General features: G+C 67.4%; 19 protein-coding genes and 4 tRNA genes. 11 read left to right on the top strand and 12 right to left on the bottom strand.

What is annotated here, in order from left to right:
• Window positions 1-39: 39 nt before the first annotated feature.
• The 6 genes from ABH923_RS02795 to ABH923_RS02820 are packed head-to-tail and all read left to right on the top strand — an operon-like array spanning window position 40 to window position 4,043.
• The gene (locus ABH923_RS02795; protein ID WP_370053797.1) at window positions 40-501 is read left to right on the top strand and encodes an SRPBCC domain-containing protein; all 462 of its coding nucleotides are present in this window, start codon (window positions 40-42) and stop codon (window positions 499-501) included.
• Between the two features lie 38 nt (window positions 502-539).
• Window positions 540-1,007 (top strand): SRPBCC domain-containing protein, encoded by a 468-nt coding sequence (locus tag ABH923_RS02800; RefSeq protein WP_370053798.1) that lies wholly within the window; start codon window positions 540-542, stop codon window positions 1,005-1,007.
• A complete protein-coding gene (locus ABH923_RS02805) occupies window positions 1,007-1,402 on the top strand; it encodes an ArsR/SmtB family transcription factor (protein WP_370053800.1) in 396 nt (131 codons plus the stop codon). Before ABH923_RS02800 ends, ABH923_RS02805 begins: the two co-directional genes overlap by 1 nt.
• Window positions 1,403-1,430: 28 nt before the next feature.
• Window positions 1,431-1,658, top strand: a complete 228-nt coding sequence (locus ABH923_RS02810; RefSeq protein WP_370053802.1) for a biliverdin-producing heme oxygenase — start codon at window positions 1,431-1,433, stop codon at window positions 1,656-1,658.
• 14 nt (window positions 1,659-1,672) lie between these two features.
• Complete coding sequence (locus ABH923_RS02815) at window positions 1,673-2,077, top strand: heme oxygenase (biliverdin-producing) (RefSeq protein WP_370057267.1); 405 nt, start codon at window positions 1,673-1,675, stop codon at window positions 2,075-2,077.
• Between the two features lie 46 nt (window positions 2,078-2,123).
• A complete protein-coding gene (locus ABH923_RS02820; protein ID WP_370053804.1) occupies window positions 2,124-4,043 on the top strand; it encodes a diguanylate cyclase domain-containing protein in 1,920 nt (639 codons plus the stop codon).
• Between the two features lie 34 nt (window positions 4,044-4,077).
• Here the strand turns inward: ABH923_RS02820 and ABH923_RS02825 are convergent, their stop codons facing one another.
• The gene (locus ABH923_RS02825) at window positions 4,078-5,136 is read right to left on the bottom strand and encodes a hypothetical protein (protein ID WP_370053805.1); all 1,059 of its coding nucleotides are present in this window, start codon (window positions 5,134-5,136) and stop codon (window positions 4,078-4,080) included.
• A 447-nt stretch (window positions 5,137-5,583) separates the two neighbouring features.
• Here ABH923_RS02825 and ABH923_RS02830 point away from each other — a divergent pair, with 447 nt between their 5' ends.
• Together ABH923_RS02830 and ABH923_RS02835 are read left to right on the top strand one after the other, a co-directional pair.
• A complete protein-coding gene (locus ABH923_RS02830) occupies window positions 5,584-6,426 on the top strand; it encodes a hypothetical protein (protein WP_370053807.1) in 843 nt (280 codons plus the stop codon).
• Window positions 6,427-6,564: 138 nt separating this feature from the next.
• On the top strand, window positions 6,565-7,092 hold the full coding sequence (locus ABH923_RS02835; protein WP_370053808.1) for an adenylyl-sulfate kinase: 528 nt from the start codon (window positions 6,565-6,567) through the stop codon (window positions 7,090-7,092).
• Between the two features lie 58 nt (window positions 7,093-7,150).
• Here the strand turns inward: ABH923_RS02835 and ABH923_RS02840 are convergent, their stop codons facing one another.
• The 8 genes from ABH923_RS02840 to ABH923_RS02875 form a co-directional block, all read right to left on the bottom strand.
• The gene (locus ABH923_RS02840; RefSeq protein ID WP_370053809.1) at window positions 7,151-7,354 is read right to left on the bottom strand and encodes a DUF2283 domain-containing protein; all 204 of its coding nucleotides are present in this window, start codon (window positions 7,352-7,354) and stop codon (window positions 7,151-7,153) included.
• A 9-nt stretch (window positions 7,355-7,363) separates the two neighbouring features.
• Entirely contained in the window at window positions 7,364-7,723 is a 360-nt protein-coding gene (locus tag ABH923_RS02845) for a DUF2750 domain-containing protein (RefSeq protein WP_370053811.1), read from the bottom strand.
• Between the two features lie 200 nt (window positions 7,724-7,923).
• A complete protein-coding gene (locus ABH923_RS02850) occupies window positions 7,924-8,628 on the bottom strand; it encodes a RibD family protein (protein WP_370053813.1) in 705 nt (234 codons plus the stop codon).
• A gap of 34 nt (window positions 8,629-8,662) precedes the next feature.
• The gene (locus tag ABH923_RS02855; protein ID WP_370053815.1) at window positions 8,663-9,010 is read right to left on the bottom strand and encodes a hypothetical protein; all 348 of its coding nucleotides are present in this window, start codon (window positions 9,008-9,010) and stop codon (window positions 8,663-8,665) included.
• Window positions 9,011-9,112: 102 nt separating this feature from the next.
• Window positions 9,113-9,601: an N-acetyltransferase family protein gene (locus tag ABH923_RS02860; RefSeq protein ID WP_370053817.1), complete on the bottom strand. Its 489-nt coding sequence runs from the start codon at window positions 9,599-9,601 to the stop codon at window positions 9,113-9,115.
• Window positions 9,602-9,922: 321 nt separating this feature from the next.
• Window positions 9,923-9,997 (bottom strand) — tRNA-Val (locus ABH923_RS02865).
• Window positions 9,998-10,019: 22 nt separating this feature from the next.
• Window positions 10,020-10,090 (bottom strand) — tRNA-Cys (locus ABH923_RS02870).
• 69 nt (window positions 10,091-10,159) lie between these two features.
• Window positions 10,160-10,232, bottom strand: a tRNA-Gly gene (locus tag ABH923_RS02875).
• A 187-nt stretch (window positions 10,233-10,419) separates the two neighbouring features.
• On the opposite strand from ABH923_RS02875, the gene ABH923_RS02880 reads away from it, so the two are divergent.
• The 3 genes from ABH923_RS02880 to ABH923_RS02890 all read left to right on the top strand — a co-directional run bounded on the left by ABH923_RS02880 (window position 10,420) and on the right by ABH923_RS02890 (window position 11,455).
• Window positions 10,420-10,495: transfer RNA gene (locus ABH923_RS02880), tRNA-Val, on the top strand.
• A gap of 306 nt (window positions 10,496-10,801) precedes the next feature.
• Window positions 10,802-11,008, top strand: coding sequence for a hypothetical protein (locus ABH923_RS02885; protein WP_370053819.1), 207 nt, complete (start codon window positions 10,802-10,804; stop codon window positions 11,006-11,008).
• 117 nt (window positions 11,009-11,125) lie between these two features.
• The gene (locus ABH923_RS02890; protein ID WP_370053821.1) at window positions 11,126-11,455 is read left to right on the top strand and encodes a hypothetical protein; all 330 of its coding nucleotides are present in this window, start codon (window positions 11,126-11,128) and stop codon (window positions 11,453-11,455) included.
• Window positions 11,456-11,477: 22 nt separating this feature from the next.
• On the opposite strand, the gene ABH923_RS02895 is transcribed toward ABH923_RS02890, so the two are convergent.
• The 3 genes from ABH923_RS02895 to ABH923_RS02905 form a co-directional block, all read right to left on the bottom strand.
• A complete protein-coding gene (locus tag ABH923_RS02895; RefSeq protein ID WP_370053823.1) occupies window positions 11,478-12,371 on the bottom strand; it encodes a hypothetical protein in 894 nt (297 codons plus the stop codon).
• 65 nt (window positions 12,372-12,436) lie between these two features.
• The gene (locus ABH923_RS02900) at window positions 12,437-13,855 is read right to left on the bottom strand and encodes a sulfatase (protein ID WP_370053824.1); all 1,419 of its coding nucleotides are present in this window, start codon (window positions 13,853-13,855) and stop codon (window positions 12,437-12,439) included.
• Window positions 13,852-14,178, bottom strand: a complete 327-nt coding sequence (locus ABH923_RS02905) for a thioredoxin family protein (protein WP_370053825.1) — start codon at window positions 14,176-14,178, stop codon at window positions 13,852-13,854. The genes ABH923_RS02900 and ABH923_RS02905 overlap by 4 nt, the downstream gene beginning before the upstream one ends.
• Window positions 14,179-14,191 lie beyond the last annotated feature (13 nt).

A 14,191-nucleotide genomic window follows, 5' to 3' on the forward strand; every position in this document is an offset into this window, starting at 1 on the left:
AGTCGCGCAACCAATCATTGCGCGACAAAGGAGGATCACATGTTCGACATCCTGCACCGCGTCGGTGCGAAGGCTTCGCTCGAGGCCGCGTACGACGCCATCGCCACACCGGCCGGAGTGGCCGAGTGGTGGACCGAGGAAACGACCGGCGAGGGCGGCGTCGGCTCGACCATCACGACCGGCTTCACGGCGGCCGACACCCAGCAGTACATCGGCGGCTTCGACCTCGCGGTCGAGGAGCTCGTCCCGAATCAGAGGATCGCGTGGCGCGTGACCGACGGCCCCGCCGAGTGGATCGGCACGCTCATCGGTTTCGACCTCACGTCCGCGGGAGACTATACGGTGGTGAACTTCTCCCACCGCGGCTGGCGCGAGCCGGTCGAGTTCATGAGCCACTGCAGCACGAAGTGGGCGACCTTCCTCCTGAGCCTCAAGGAGTACCTGGAGACCGGGACGGGGAAGCCTGCACCCCACGACACCCCGATCAGCGACTGGCACTGATCGCACCGACACCGCACGACCGGACCAAGGAGACACCAGTGACGAGCACCGCGAGCAGCTTCTCGACCATCCAGCGTTCGCTCTACATCGAGGCCACCCCCGAGGTCGTGTACACGGTGGTGAGCCGGCCCGAGCACATCGCCGCGTGGTGGAGCGACGACGCCGAGTTCGAGGCGACTCCGGGGACGACGGGCTTCGTCGCCTTCGGGGATCCCGAGGCCGGCGGGAAGCGCGTCGAGATCACGGTCGACGAGGCCGTGCCCGGGCGGCTCTTCGCCTTCCGCTGGGCCTACGCGGACGGCCAGCCCGCCCGTGCAGGCAACTCGAACCTGGTGACGTTCGAGCTCAGCCCCGAAGGGCACGGCACCCGACTCAGCTTCATCGAGACCGGCTTCACCGACCGCGGACTCGACGACGACTCGGCGCAGGCCATGCACGCCGACCACAGCACCGGCTGGGACTACTTCCTCGCGAAGCTGGTCGCCTACGCCCCGGGAGCCCACTGATGCCGGCGACCATCGACGACGAACTCTGGTCGGCGATCGGCGACCCCATGCGTCGTCGAATGCTCGACCTGCTGACCGACGGCGGAGCGAACACGGCGACCGCGCTCAGCGAGCGCCTTCCCGTGAGCCGGCAGGCGATCTCCAAGCACCTGCAGGTGCTCGACCGCGCCGGGCTCGTCACCGGCACGGTCGCGGGCAAGGAACGCCGCTACCGGGTCGACGAGGACAGGCTCGCCGACGCGATCGCGCAACTCCATGACGTCGGCTCCGGATGGGACAAGCGACTGCGCAGGATCCGCCGGGCCGCGGAGGAGATCCAGCGCCTCAGCGGCGAGTCGCCCGGAGTGCTGTCCCCCGGCCCGTTTGACGTCGCTGCGACCACCCCACCAGACTGAGGTGGCCTCGACCCGACCTGGAGAACACGTGCCCGAACCGATCCCCTTCTCGCAGGCTCTCCGCGAGCGTACGCGCGTTGTCCACGAGAAGAGCGAAGGCGCGGTCTTCATGCAGGACCTCATGGCGGGGCGCGGCAGCCGGGACGATTACGTCCGTCTCCTGGCGCAGCACTGGTTCGTCTATGACGCGCTCGAAGAAGCGGAACGCTGCTCGCCGATGACCCTGTCGTCGCCCCGTTCGTCGCTCCCGAGCTGATCCGGCTGCCGGCGATCGAGGTCGACCTGGAGTTCCTCATCGGAGGCGACTGGCGCAACCGGATCGAGGCACTGCCGAGCACCTCCGATTACGCGGCGCGCATCCGCGAGGTCGGCGGCACCTGGCCGGAGGGCTTCGTCGCCCACCACTACACGCGCTATCTGGGCGACCTCTCGGGCGGCCAGATCGTACGCACCCTGCTCCAGCGCCACTACGACCTGGAGCCCGAAGCCGTCGCGTTCTACCGGTTCGACCGGATCGAGAAGCCCAAGGTCTTCAAGGACCGCTACCGGGAGCGGCTCGACGCCATCGACTGGACCGAGGATCAGCGCGAGCGCGTGATCGCGGAGACGGCACTGGCCTTCGAATTCAATGCCCGGCTCTTCGACGACCTGGCGGCGGCGAAAGCGACTGCCTGAACGCGCCGAGACAGTTGTTGGACTGAATCCGCGTATTCTGAGGCTGATGACTGAGAGCCTGATCCTGTCCGATCCCTCTGAACGCCGGCGTTTGGAAGAGTGTGTCAAAGAGCCGATCCGGACGCCGGGCCGTATCCAATCGCACGGAATACTCTTCGTCGTCGAGACGGCGAAATTCGAGATCGTCGTCGCAAGCGAGAATGCGTCGGAGTGGCTCGGTCGCTCGGTCGCCGAGCTCGGCAGCCCGTCGCTCGAGTGGAGCGTCGCCTCGGAGCCGCACGGCGACCCCGTCCGGGTCGAACTGGACGGACGCCGTTTCGATGCCGTCACGCACGCGCTCGACGGGCGGGTCGTCGTCGAGCTCGAACCGATCGACGACGGGCCGGGGCTCCCGACGCCCTCGGTCGTCGGCGCGATCCGCCTGCTCGGCGCGATCGCGGATCCCGATGCGCTGCGGCAGGCCGCGGCCGAGGAGATCAAGCGCATCACCGGATTCGATCGGGTGATGGTCTACCGGTTCTTCCCGGACGGGCACGGCGAGGTCGCCGGCGAGGCCGCGGAGCCCGACATGGAGCCGTACCTCGGCCTGCGCTTCCCCGCCTCCGACATCCCCCAGCAAGCTCGATCGCTGTACATCACCAAGCTGTCGCGCGCCATCGTCAGCACCTCCGACCCCGGGACGGCCCTCCTCTCGAACGACCCGGGCGCTGCGGCCTTGGATCTCAGCCAGGCCGAACTGCGCGCCGTCTCCCCGCACCACCTCCAGTTCATGCGCAACATGGGGCAGGCCTCCACCGTCTCGTTCTCGCTGATCGGCGACGGGCGCCTCGTCGGGATGATCACGTGTGCGCATCGCACCGAGCGGCGGATGCCCATCCTGCTGCGCCGAGCGCTGGAAGTGCTCACGACGCAAGTCACCCTGCAACTGGAGTCGCTGGAGTCGATCGCACGGCTGCGCCGCGACCTGACCATCCGGGAACGTCGCGCGAACCTCCTCTCGGACGTCCTCGCTGCCGACGAGGTCCTGCAGGGCCTGGCCGACCAGGGCGACGAGCTGCTCGACCTGGTCGGCGCCGACGGGGCCATCCTGGTCCTGGAGGGCATGAGCCGGAGCATCGGAGCTGCGCCCGGCGGTGACCGCAGTGAGCTGCTCGCGGCCATCGGCACCGAGTACCTCTGCACCGACGAAGTGGAACGGACCAACCCCGGGCTGGCCACCCTGATGCCGGGCCTGGCGGGCCTGCTGGTGGTCCCGGCCGCGAACGGCGTGCTCGTCTTCTTCCGCCGTGAGGTGGCCCAGGTCATCCGCTGGCTCGGCGACCAGTCGGCCGAGAACCGCGACACACCCCTGTCGCCGCGGCGATCCTTCTCCGAATGGCGGCAGAGCGTGAAGGGAACGTCACTCGCCTGGGGCTCCAGGGCGGAGGAAGCGCGCGACCTCGGCCGTGACATCACCCGGGTGATCGATCGGCGCAACGAGACCCGGTTGGCGCGCCTCGCACTGGTCGACCATCTGACCGGCCTCCAGAACCGGCGGGCGTTCGAGCAACGACTCGAACGCGCCATCGCGGAGGGTCAGCCCGGCGCGGTGCTGTTCCTCGACCTCGACGGGTTCAAGGAGATCAACGACCATTACGGGCACGAGACCGGCGACACGGTCCTGCGCGCGGTCGCCGACCGCCTGACGAGCGCCTCCCGGGACTCCGACGTGATCGCTCGACTGGCCGGCGACGAGTTCGTCGCGCTGTCCCTCGGCACCTCGACGGCGGGTGGCGAGAGCCTGGCCCACCGACTGATCGAGGCCGTCAAGGCGCCGATCGACACCCCGGTCGGCCAGGTCCACGTCACGGCATCGTGCGGCGTTGTGGGCCTCCTCGCCGGCAACACCTCCAAGCAGCTGTTGGATGCCGCTGACGCCGCCATGTACCGAGCGAAGAAGGCAGGCCGCGACCGCGTCTCCGAGTGAGGCTCGCCAGGCGTGACGCCGAGAAGGCTGCCGACTACCCGGCCCAGTCAACCGAGCTGAACATCGCTGCCGTGTCGGTGAACGAGGTGATCGACCCTTCGACGCTCGCTTCGATCGCACGATCCGAGGTGATATCCCCCGTCTCGCCGGTCGCCGGGATGGAGTAGTCGGCGTGGAAGGTGACCTCTGCGGGCGTCGACGTCGTCACCAGCCAGCAACCACCGGCGCTCACGTCAGCCATCCCCGGCGCACGGCATCCGAAGTCCCAGGCGCCGATCGCGATCGTCGGACGGGATTGCACGTGCCAGGACGGGTTCGCCCACACCTCGCCGGGCGCGGCCTCTGAGCTCAGGTAGAACGAGCAGCGATCCGGGTGGGTCGTCGGTTCGGCCACGCACTGGTCCAACCAGGCATTGGCGGCGGCGATCACTGCATCCTGACCCTTCGCGGTCAGCGTGGCCGGAACCCGGAACTGATCCGAGTGGCCGAACCCGGCGACGGAGACTGCGGCATTCGGCAACGTGAACCACGGCGATTGCGCGTTGATGGTGAGCGCATACGTCCCGGGAAATGCGTGGATATGCTGCACCGCACCCTTCCACCCGAGAGGAACTCCGGAAAGCGTCGCATCGACGCGGCCCGGCGCACCCATGGTGATCTCCACCGTCGCCAGGTCCACCGGCAGGAGCTTCCACGAATCCACACCCAGCAGGCTGAGCGGATTGGCCATCCTGTTCAGGTCGAACTTCGCTGTCGTCGAGCCGCTCTTCTGCAGGATGCGCACTGTGACCGTCGAGCCCGCTCCGATCGTGCGCGTGTCGAGGATGCGGAAACCGGTCATCCGATCCGTCGCGTGGCTGTACGCCCTGTCGGTGAGCAGCACCTCCTCCGGGTTCGCGGCGCGCCCCTCCATCCGCAGCGCGGTCGAGATGTCGCCGCGTTGCACGTCCGACAAGTAGGCCGAGACGATCGCCGACGGCTGCGAGGCGTCGTGGGCGCTGACGAGCATCACCACAGCGGTGGTGCCCAGCCCCAGGTATACGGCCCCGGCGAACGCCGCGATCGCGATCCCCAGCCGAATGCGCAACGTCATATCGATTCCCCCTGATCGAAATACTGCGCACAGCTTAGCGACGAAACACCGGTCCGCCGTAGAAACGAGAAAACCCCCGGTCACCCGCGGGTTTTCTGTTGGTGGGCGATAGTGGGATCGAACCATTACCGTATAGGTCTGCAGACATAGCGCAGCAACCGCGTCGGAGGGGAGGACACCCGGAACCGGAAGCCGCGCCTGGGGCCTGCGGCACCATCCGCGGCCGAGCGGCGGCGTCGGCTTCCGGAACTCCCTGCCGCCACGGACGCCCCCGAACTGGATCTGGACTGAGGGGCGTAGTCCGTATGGGCCACCCGGCAGCGCCCGCGGTGAGGCGAAGCGAGTTCTCCTGATCGCCGTTGCTACGCTGACGACGACCGAGGAGGATCGTTGGGACTATTTCGACGCCGCAATGAAGAGCCGCAGCCTGCTGATCGCATCGAGTGGGTGACCTCCACCGCCCGGCGAGTCCTCGCTGAGCGCGGGATCGAGACCACCATCCAGCACGGCGCTCAGCCGGAGGATGTCACACTCATCGCATCCGACAGCCAGGGCTACCCGCTCTTCAACGCGTTCGCCAAGACCCACGGCGCCAGCGCCGAGCAGGCACGGCTGATCATCACCGAGCACATCGACAATCTCCTCGACTCCCGAGGCACGCCCTCCCCCACCGATCTGTCGGCCGACGAGCTCCGGACACGGGTGCGGACCCGCATCCTCCCTGGCGGTGAAGACCGCCCGAACGAACCGACGTTCCACTACGCGAGGCCGTTCGCCGAGGACCTCATCCTCGCGCTCTGCGTCGACTTCCCCACGACGGTGTCGTACATCAACGACGCCCACGTCGACAAGCTCGCCCTGGGCCTTGACGAGCTGTATGTCTTCGGCCAGCTCAACACCGACCAAGAGCCCGTCGACGAGCGCATCGAACCCGTGCCGGGCATCCAGGTCGTCGTCGGAGAGTCCCTGTTCATCGCTTCGAAGGCGGCGAACCTGCCCGCCGTGCTCGGAGCCGCACCGCTGGGGACGCTCTTCACCCTCCCGCACCGCCACATGCTCATCGCTGTGCCCGTCACCGGCCCAGAGACCCTCGCCGCGGTGGAGCACCTCGTGGGACTGACCCAGCATGTGCTGAGCGACGGACCGCCGCCCGGCGGCGTCATCTCTGCCGACGTCCTGTTCTCTCGGAATCAGGAAGTCAGCCGGGTGTCCGCGACCGACGAGCACGGAGCAACCTCGATCGTCGTGGACGACCGCCTGCAGGAAGCGCTGGAGCAAGCCCTGGGCTGACCGGGCGCCGATGGGCTCGGCAGGCGGCGGTCGCCACTGACCGCGCTGTGAAGGACCCAGCACGCGTGATCGTCGGACGATCGACTTCGCAGACAACCGCGACAGCCATGGGCGCCGGCGCCACGGAAGGATGGTGGCATGGACACTCTCAGCCCAACCGACGCGATCTTCATCGCCGGTCGCTCCGGCGTCGGCAAGACCAGCGTGGCTGCCGAGGCGTCGCGTATCCTCGCGCGCGGCAGCGTTCCTCACGCCATCATTGAGGGCGACAACCTAGACCAGGCCTATCCGGAGCCGTGGCGCAACGGCATCGATCTGGCCGAACGAAACCTCGCAGCCATCTGGCGCAACTACCAGTCGATCGGGTACTCGCGGCTCATTTTCACGAACACCGTCAGCGTGTTGCATCTGCCCGCCCTAATCGCGGCGCTTGGTGGCAACGTGCGCTCCTTCCCGGTCCTCCTGACAAGCAGGGACGGCACAGCGGCCGAACGGCTCGCTCTACGAGAAATCGGAAGTGCGCTCGACGAACACATCGAACGCAGCAGGAACGCCGCCGCGCACCTCGACAGCTCTGCGAAGGATGTCTTCCGAGTTGACACCGAAGGCCGGAGCGTCGAGGAGATAGCCCGAGAGGTGCTGACCGCGGCCGGGTGGATCGAGTAGGCGCGATCTACCTCGAAGAGCTGTCGATCCAGTGGACGACACTGTCATGGAGCATCGCTCACCGGTCCTGCGATCGCAGGAAATGGCTCGCTGGAATCAGTTCGATTCCGATGAGGTGGCCATCGACGTCGAAATCAAGGTTCACCATTCCGTTGCTCTCGTTCAGGAGCGGCTCGGTGCGCCCGAACTCACGCTTCTCCTCCCGCGTGCCAATGTAGACATACGCGGCATCGGCCGCCTCGTCGACGACAATCTGAGGCATCCGATTCATCTACCTTTCACCTGGGTTTGCTTTCAACCGCATCAGGACCTCATCGGCAGTCAAGTCGAAGCCTGTCGCTTCGGCCCCTGCCCAGTTCAGGCCGGCCAGAAGACCGTCCCGGCGGATGCCAGGTAGCCACCGCGTTTCGAACTCGACCCGTGGGATCTCACGCGTTTGGAACCCACGGTATGCAGGAACCGAGGCGGTGACCCGTTCAAGCCGCGATCGCAACGACCAAAACGGCATCGCGCGGCGCCCGTCGGTGCCCACTGGTGCCGGCACCCCGCCATCGTCTTCGATAGTCCAAATCGATCCATCGGCGCCGATCTCCTCGAAGAAGGCCGAAGCTTGCGCTGCACTGGTGCTCACACCCAAAGGTTAGATCAAGGCGGGCATCGCCCACGGGCTCGGCAAGCCGTGCTGCGCCGTGGGACCGGTGGGCGTTGCGACACGCGGTACCGGATCTTCGAGCGCATGGTCGCACAGCCCAATGCGTTCGAGGAACTGATCACTTCCCAGGGCCCACGCGACTGACTGGTTGAGCCCTCGTTGCCCGAACCCGTGGCCGATCAGATGACCGCTGCTGCGGAGTAGCGCAATAAGGTGCTCCCGTCATCGGAGGTCTCTGACTCGACGAGTTCAAGGGCTGCGTATCGAGTTGGGAGGGTCTGGGCTGACCCGCTGAAGGCAACCGCGCTCGGGTCCGAGGAGAGCGCGGGGCGTACGAGAAGCGCGATCTCATCGACGAGACCCGCACGTAGCAGCTCACTGTTCAGCTTGGCGCCCGCATCGGATCGAACTCTCCGGATTTCGAAGTCCGCACTCAGCCGCGCGAGTGCTTGGCCGAGGTCAACGCGATCGCTGCCGATCGACAGATATTCGATGCCGCGTCTGTCCAAGTAGCGCACATACTCGTCCGGGGTGGAGGAGGAGATCAGGACCAGGATCGCTCGATACCATGGCTGCGCCTGAGCATGGCGCCAGTTCCTGACACGACCGCGACTGTCTGGGACGACCAGCAGCGGACGTTGCCGCTCCAGCACATGTTCGAATCCTGCGGGCGGGTTCACCTGTGCCACTGGATCGAGAATCGTGCGCTGTTCGTCGGCGCTTTCCTGCGGTCCGAAGTTCAACGCCGTGACGCTGCCCATCAGAATCGCATCTACTTCCCACCGGAAGGCACGCCCGTAATAGTCGTGCGGGTCGCCGGCGAATCCCCCAAGCTTTCCATCGATGCTCACCTCGTTGTAGATCATCAAGTGCGGGGTGCTCACAGCACCGACAATATCGAGCTGAGCGTGACTCGGGTCAGCTCGTCAGGTGCGTGAGCGCCTCGTAGTGTGTCATTGCGACGGCGAATGGGATGGCGACGGCCAGCAGCAGTGCGACCGCGACGAGCGAGCGTCGCGTCCAGGTGCGCAGCGGGAACCCGCTCACACCCCAGGTCGCGATCAGGACTACGGCGACGGCGGCTGTCGCGGTCGACCAGACGGGCAGGCTGTCGTGCGCTTCGTCTCCGATCAGGAGCGTCCAGACGCCGAGCGCGACCGTGACGACGACCAAGCCGATCGCGACCGCGAGAACCGTCCTGCGGGTCCGGTCGCTGAGGGGCTCCGCTTCCAGCGAAGCCGGGTAATAGGGCTCGTCATCGTCCACGCACTCATCGTGGCAGCGGAGGGCGCTTCCGGGCCGCATCACGGCCCCGACACGCGCGGAATCCGAGATGCGTCGCGGTCCAGAGCGAATGCCGGGCCGCAGCTACCGAACCATCCGCACATGCGGCAGGTCCGGCATCACCGGGTCGACCTTGTGGGCGCCGTCGAGCTCGAAGCCGTTCCGGCGGTAGAACGCCTGCGCGCGCGGGTTGTGCTCGGCCACCCAGAGGAACGCGGGGCCGTCACCGAGCGCCTGATCGAGGAGGCTCTGAGCGACCCCGCTGCCGTGGTGATCGCGGGAGACGTAGATCGAGTAGAGCTCGCGCTCCGCACCCTCCGGGCCGTCGGAGACCGGAGGCCCGGCGAACGCGAACCCGACGAGAGCACCGTCGAACGTCGCCACCTGGACCTGCCGGTCGGGGCGTGGATTACTCACGATCCGGTCCCACATGGCGCGTCGCCGTTCCAGAAGTTCCGGCGTGAAGAAGTCGGACGGCAGCTGGTCGGCGTATGTCTCGATCCACGTCGCGACGTGCAAGCGCGCGAGAGCATCGACATCCTCGACGCCGGGGGCTCGGGTCTCATAGGTCACGGAGTGATCATCGCACCTCCGGTCAGCCGGAAAGCCTCAGCTGCTTCCTGGCACGGTTGCGCAATTTCAGGCCCGACGGCCGACAGCAGCTCAGTGTCGGCCAGCGACGTAGGTGCACTGGTCCGAGAGCCGAGGGATCGACTCCGCCGGGACGAGTCCAAAATCAGCGCCGCATTCTTTGTCCCCGCGCTTGCTGGCCGTTACGGCCGATTGCCCCGCCCGGCTGATTGTACGACCCAACGCTGACCCCACGAGCGCGCTCACTCGCTCGATAACACCACGGAAAACGAAGAAAACCCCCGGGAGACCGGGGGTTTCTGTTGGTGGGCGATACTGGGATCGAACCAGTGACCTCTTCCGTGTCAGGGAAGCGCGCTACCGCTGCGCCAATCGCCCAGAGCCTGAATGCTCAGGATCGAGGTGGATACGGGATTCGAACCCGTGTATACGGCTTTGCAGGCCGCTGCCTCGCCTCTCGGCCAATCCACCGAAGCCACAACACGGAAGAACCGTACCGTATTCGAGAGGCCTGGAATCCGAGGAAACCAGGCCGACTCGAGCGGATGACGAGACTCGAACTCGCGACCCTCACCTTGGCAAGGTGATGCGCTACCAACTGCGCTACATCCGCATTTCGCACCCCGGTTTCCCGCGGCACTTGAATGACTTTAGCTGATCCCCGCACCGATGACCAAACCGGACCCGCCGTCCGGGTGTGTCGCGCGACGCAACGCCCGGCACGCGGGGCCGATGTGCAATCCGGTGCCGCGGTCAGCTAGTATCGAGACTCGCAGCCGGAATCTCGGCCGCGAAAGCACGGGCGATTGGCGCAGTTGGTAGCGCGCTTCCTTCACACGGAAGAGGTCATCAGTTCGAGTCTGGTATCGCCCACCATCGATGAATCCCCGGTCCTGGCCGGGGTTTTCGCATTCACGGAGTGAACCACGGGCGATCGCCGTGCGCGACCACTGCGATCGGGTACCCCCACGCCGGTCCGATCCACCCCGTTCTGGGGTGACAGGGATGACCGCCCGGGTCTGTAACGTGTGATCGTTCAACGCCGCGGCAGCGGCCGGTTCTGGGGGCGACGATGATGCGGGTCGGGCAATGACGGAGAAGGCGCTTCCAGGCGAGTCCGCGACAACGCGGAGGTCCAGGCCGGCAGCGTTGTTCGGGGCGACACCGGACGAAGCCGCGAGGATGAGCCGCACCGCAACGGTTGTCGCCGCGATAGCGCTCCTCGCGGCGGCCGTTTGCTCCGTAGCCGGGCTGGTGGTCTCGCAGGTCGCAGGATACGTGGCGCTCGGGGCGGTCGCGGTCGCTCTCACCGCGGAGGTCGTGAAGTTCGGGCACCGGGTCCCGCCCACGTCGATGTTCGAGAAGCCCGACCGCCCGGACCGACGGTGATGCGGCATTCACCTTGCGGAGTAGACACGATGATGCGCTTCGAGGCGGCCGCATGACTCGCACGACGCTCGCTGACAGGCTCCAGGCCGCGGGCGTGCAACCGATCGGCGGCAACCGATGATGTCGGCATTGTTCGGCGGCGTTTGGCTGCTCCTGCTCAGCGTCGCCGGGATCGTGTTCCGGCGGCGGCTGGCGCGGATGCTTCTTCACTGGACGAATGAGGCTCTTCCCCAGACGCAACGGTTGCGGGACCTGACTATCGGGATCGTCCTGCTGTGCTGTTTCGCCGCCGTCATGGGTGCTTCGGGAGTGGTCATGGCAGTGCTGGGCGGCCAGCCGAGCTTTCCGGTGATCGTGGTGACACTTGCGGCCGCCGTTCCGCTGAACTTCGCTTACTGGTACCGGTTCCGCCGGACCGGTCTCGGACGAGTGCGCCGTCAGGGCTAGCTGACGGTCGGACATCAGCTACTCAGTATCCGATGACGCCCGTGAAGTCCGGTGAGCCGTCCGGTCTCGCCGGGAGCGGGGTGCCGTTGACGTAGCGCGGCCACTCCAAGCGGAATCCACCGACCGGCGTCAGCACGTTCGGGTACGGGGACGACGGCACGGCTGTGGTGGCGGGAGCAGCGGGAGGCGCGAAGGCCGCGGTCGCCGGAGCGGCGGCGAAGGGGGCAGCAGCCGCAGCAACAGGAGCGGCGGTCCGCGCAACCTTCTCCGCCTTCGGCCCGAACAACGTGTACGTCAACGGGATGAGTATCGTCCCCAGCGCGTCCAGGATCGCGATGGTCGCCACGAGCCGCCAGTACGTGTCAGAGAACGTCGTGTGGTCGAACACCAGCGGCGCCGCGAGCCCGAGGGTGAGCGCACCGACCAGCACCAGCGTGCACACGGTCACCTTGGACATGATCGGGCCGGTGAAGCGGCGCTGGGTGTTCAGCACCAAATGGATGTGCAGGAGACCGAGCCGCACCACGACGACGAGCGCGATCCAGCCGACGAACCCCCACGACGACGTTCCTTGCCCGTCATCCAGGGTGGAGCTCCCGTCGAGCGCCGGCGACCAGATCTTCACCAGGCCGTCCAGCAGCAGGAACGCCGACAGGATCACCGACACCGCGCCGAACCACGGCGCGCGGCGGGCGGACACGTCCGCGTCGTACCAGGACACCAGCGAGAAGAACACCAGCAGCGCGATCGTGCCGATCAGCCGCCAGCAGGTCTCGTCCCAGGTCCCGATGATCACCGCGTAGACGCCGACCAGCGCGGCGGCGATCAGGGCGCCGACCACGATCCGCGGCAGGAGCTTGCGCACCCAGGCGAAGCGGTCGGTGTCGGGAGGGAGGGCGCCGGTCATTTCCGTCATGGCTCGAACGCTAGCGACGGGGCGCCGGGCGCAGAATCCGTGCCAGTACGGTATTCGTCCGCGCCCTATCCCGCACCCTGGCTCGGATGCGGGAGGTCGCCGACCCGCGCCTGCTCCCGCAGCATCTCCGCCGTCAGTTCGTCCCGCACCTCGGCATACGACGCATCCCCGTACACGTTGTGCAGCTCCTCGGGGTCGCGCTCCAGGTCGTACAGCTCCCACTCCGGCGGGTACGTGAAACTCCCCGTCCCCGGCAGGCCGAGGCCGTCGTTGTAGAAGTAGATGAGCTTGTGCGTGCCTGTGCGGTACCCGTAGTGCGCCGGTGCCCGGTGCGAGCTGTCGTCGTGCTCCCAGTAGCGGTAGTACATCCCCGATGCGGGCGGCTGCGACGGGGAGGCCACCAGGTCGCCCCAGAAGCTCCTCCCCTGCATCCGCTCCACGGGCTCCACGCCCGCGGCGTCGAGGATGGTCTGCGCCCAGTCCACGTTCGTCACGATCCCGTCGTGCACGGCGCCGGCCTCCACCCGCGACGGGAGGCTGAGCAGCAGCGGCATCCGCAGCGACTCCTCGTACATCAGCCGCTTGTCGAACCAGCCGTGATCGCCGAGGAAGAAGCCCTGGTCGGAGGCGTACATCAGCAGGGTGTCGTCGAACCGGCCGTGCTCGTCGAGCCAGTCGATGACCCGGCCGACGTTCTCGTCAACGGCCTGCACGCAATCGAGGTAGTCCTCCATGAAGCGCTGGTACTTCCAGACCGCCGTGTCCTCGTAGCTCAGGCCGTCCGGCGGGGACGCCTTGAGGTCCTCCAGCGCGAGATGCTCGGCGATCCGCATGGCGGCCCTCCGCGCCGACGTCGACCGGGTGGCGTAGTCGTCGTCGAAGGTCGCGGGCAGCGGCACGGCCTCGGACCGGGGCCGTGACCCCTCCCTCGGCTCCCACGGCCGGTGCGGCGCCTTGTGGTAGATCAGCACGCACCACGGGTCGTCCCCGGGGAGCGAATCCAGCCAAGAAAGGGCCAGGTCGGTGATGATGTCCGTCGCATATCCCGGCACGGTCCGCTCCCCCGCCGCCGAGAGGAACTGCGGGTCCCAATACTCCCCCTGACCCTCCGAGCCGACGAGCACGTCCCAGTAGTCGAAGCCTTCGGGATCGTGGCCTGGCCCGTGACCCAGGTGCCACTTGCCGACGATCGCCGTGCGGTACCCGGCGGCCTTCAACTGCGACACGAACGTCGGCTGGGCGGCGTCGATCGGCGTCTCCAGCGTGGTCACACCGTTCACATGGCTGTAGGTGCCGGTCAGGATGCTCGCGCGGCTCGGCGAGCACAGCGAGTTCGTGACGAAACAGTTCCGGAAGAGCACGCCGCGCCCCGCGATCTCGTCGATGCGCGGCGTGGAGTTCACCGCCGACCCGTACGCCCCGATCGCGTGAGACGCGTGATCGTCGGTGAGGATCATCACCACGTTCGGCCGGCGCTCGCTCATCGGACCGGGTGGCCGCCTTCGTCGAGCGCGCGCAGCGCCGTCACGAGCTGCGCGGTGTCCGGCATCCCGCGGAGCCCGGCCGGCGTCGGGTAGACGCGGCAGGCGAGCTCCTGGATGGGCACCGCCGCCGGGAAGAGGTCGGCGCCGTCGACCACGATCGTCGGCGAGCCGGCGAACACCGTCCCGGCCAGGTCGGCGGAATCCCCCAGCAGCCGGTACTCCACCGCCGCGTCGATCCCGGCCTCGGCGAGCGCGACCTCCAGCCGTGCGCCGGCCTCGCGCCAGCTCGGGCACTCCTGGATGTGCAGCACCTCGACCCGCATGGCCCTCCGATCG

This window comes from Leifsonia sp. EB41, from assembly GCF_041262565.1.
GTDB lineage: Bacteria > Actinomycetota > Actinomycetes > Actinomycetales > Microbacteriaceae > Leifsonia.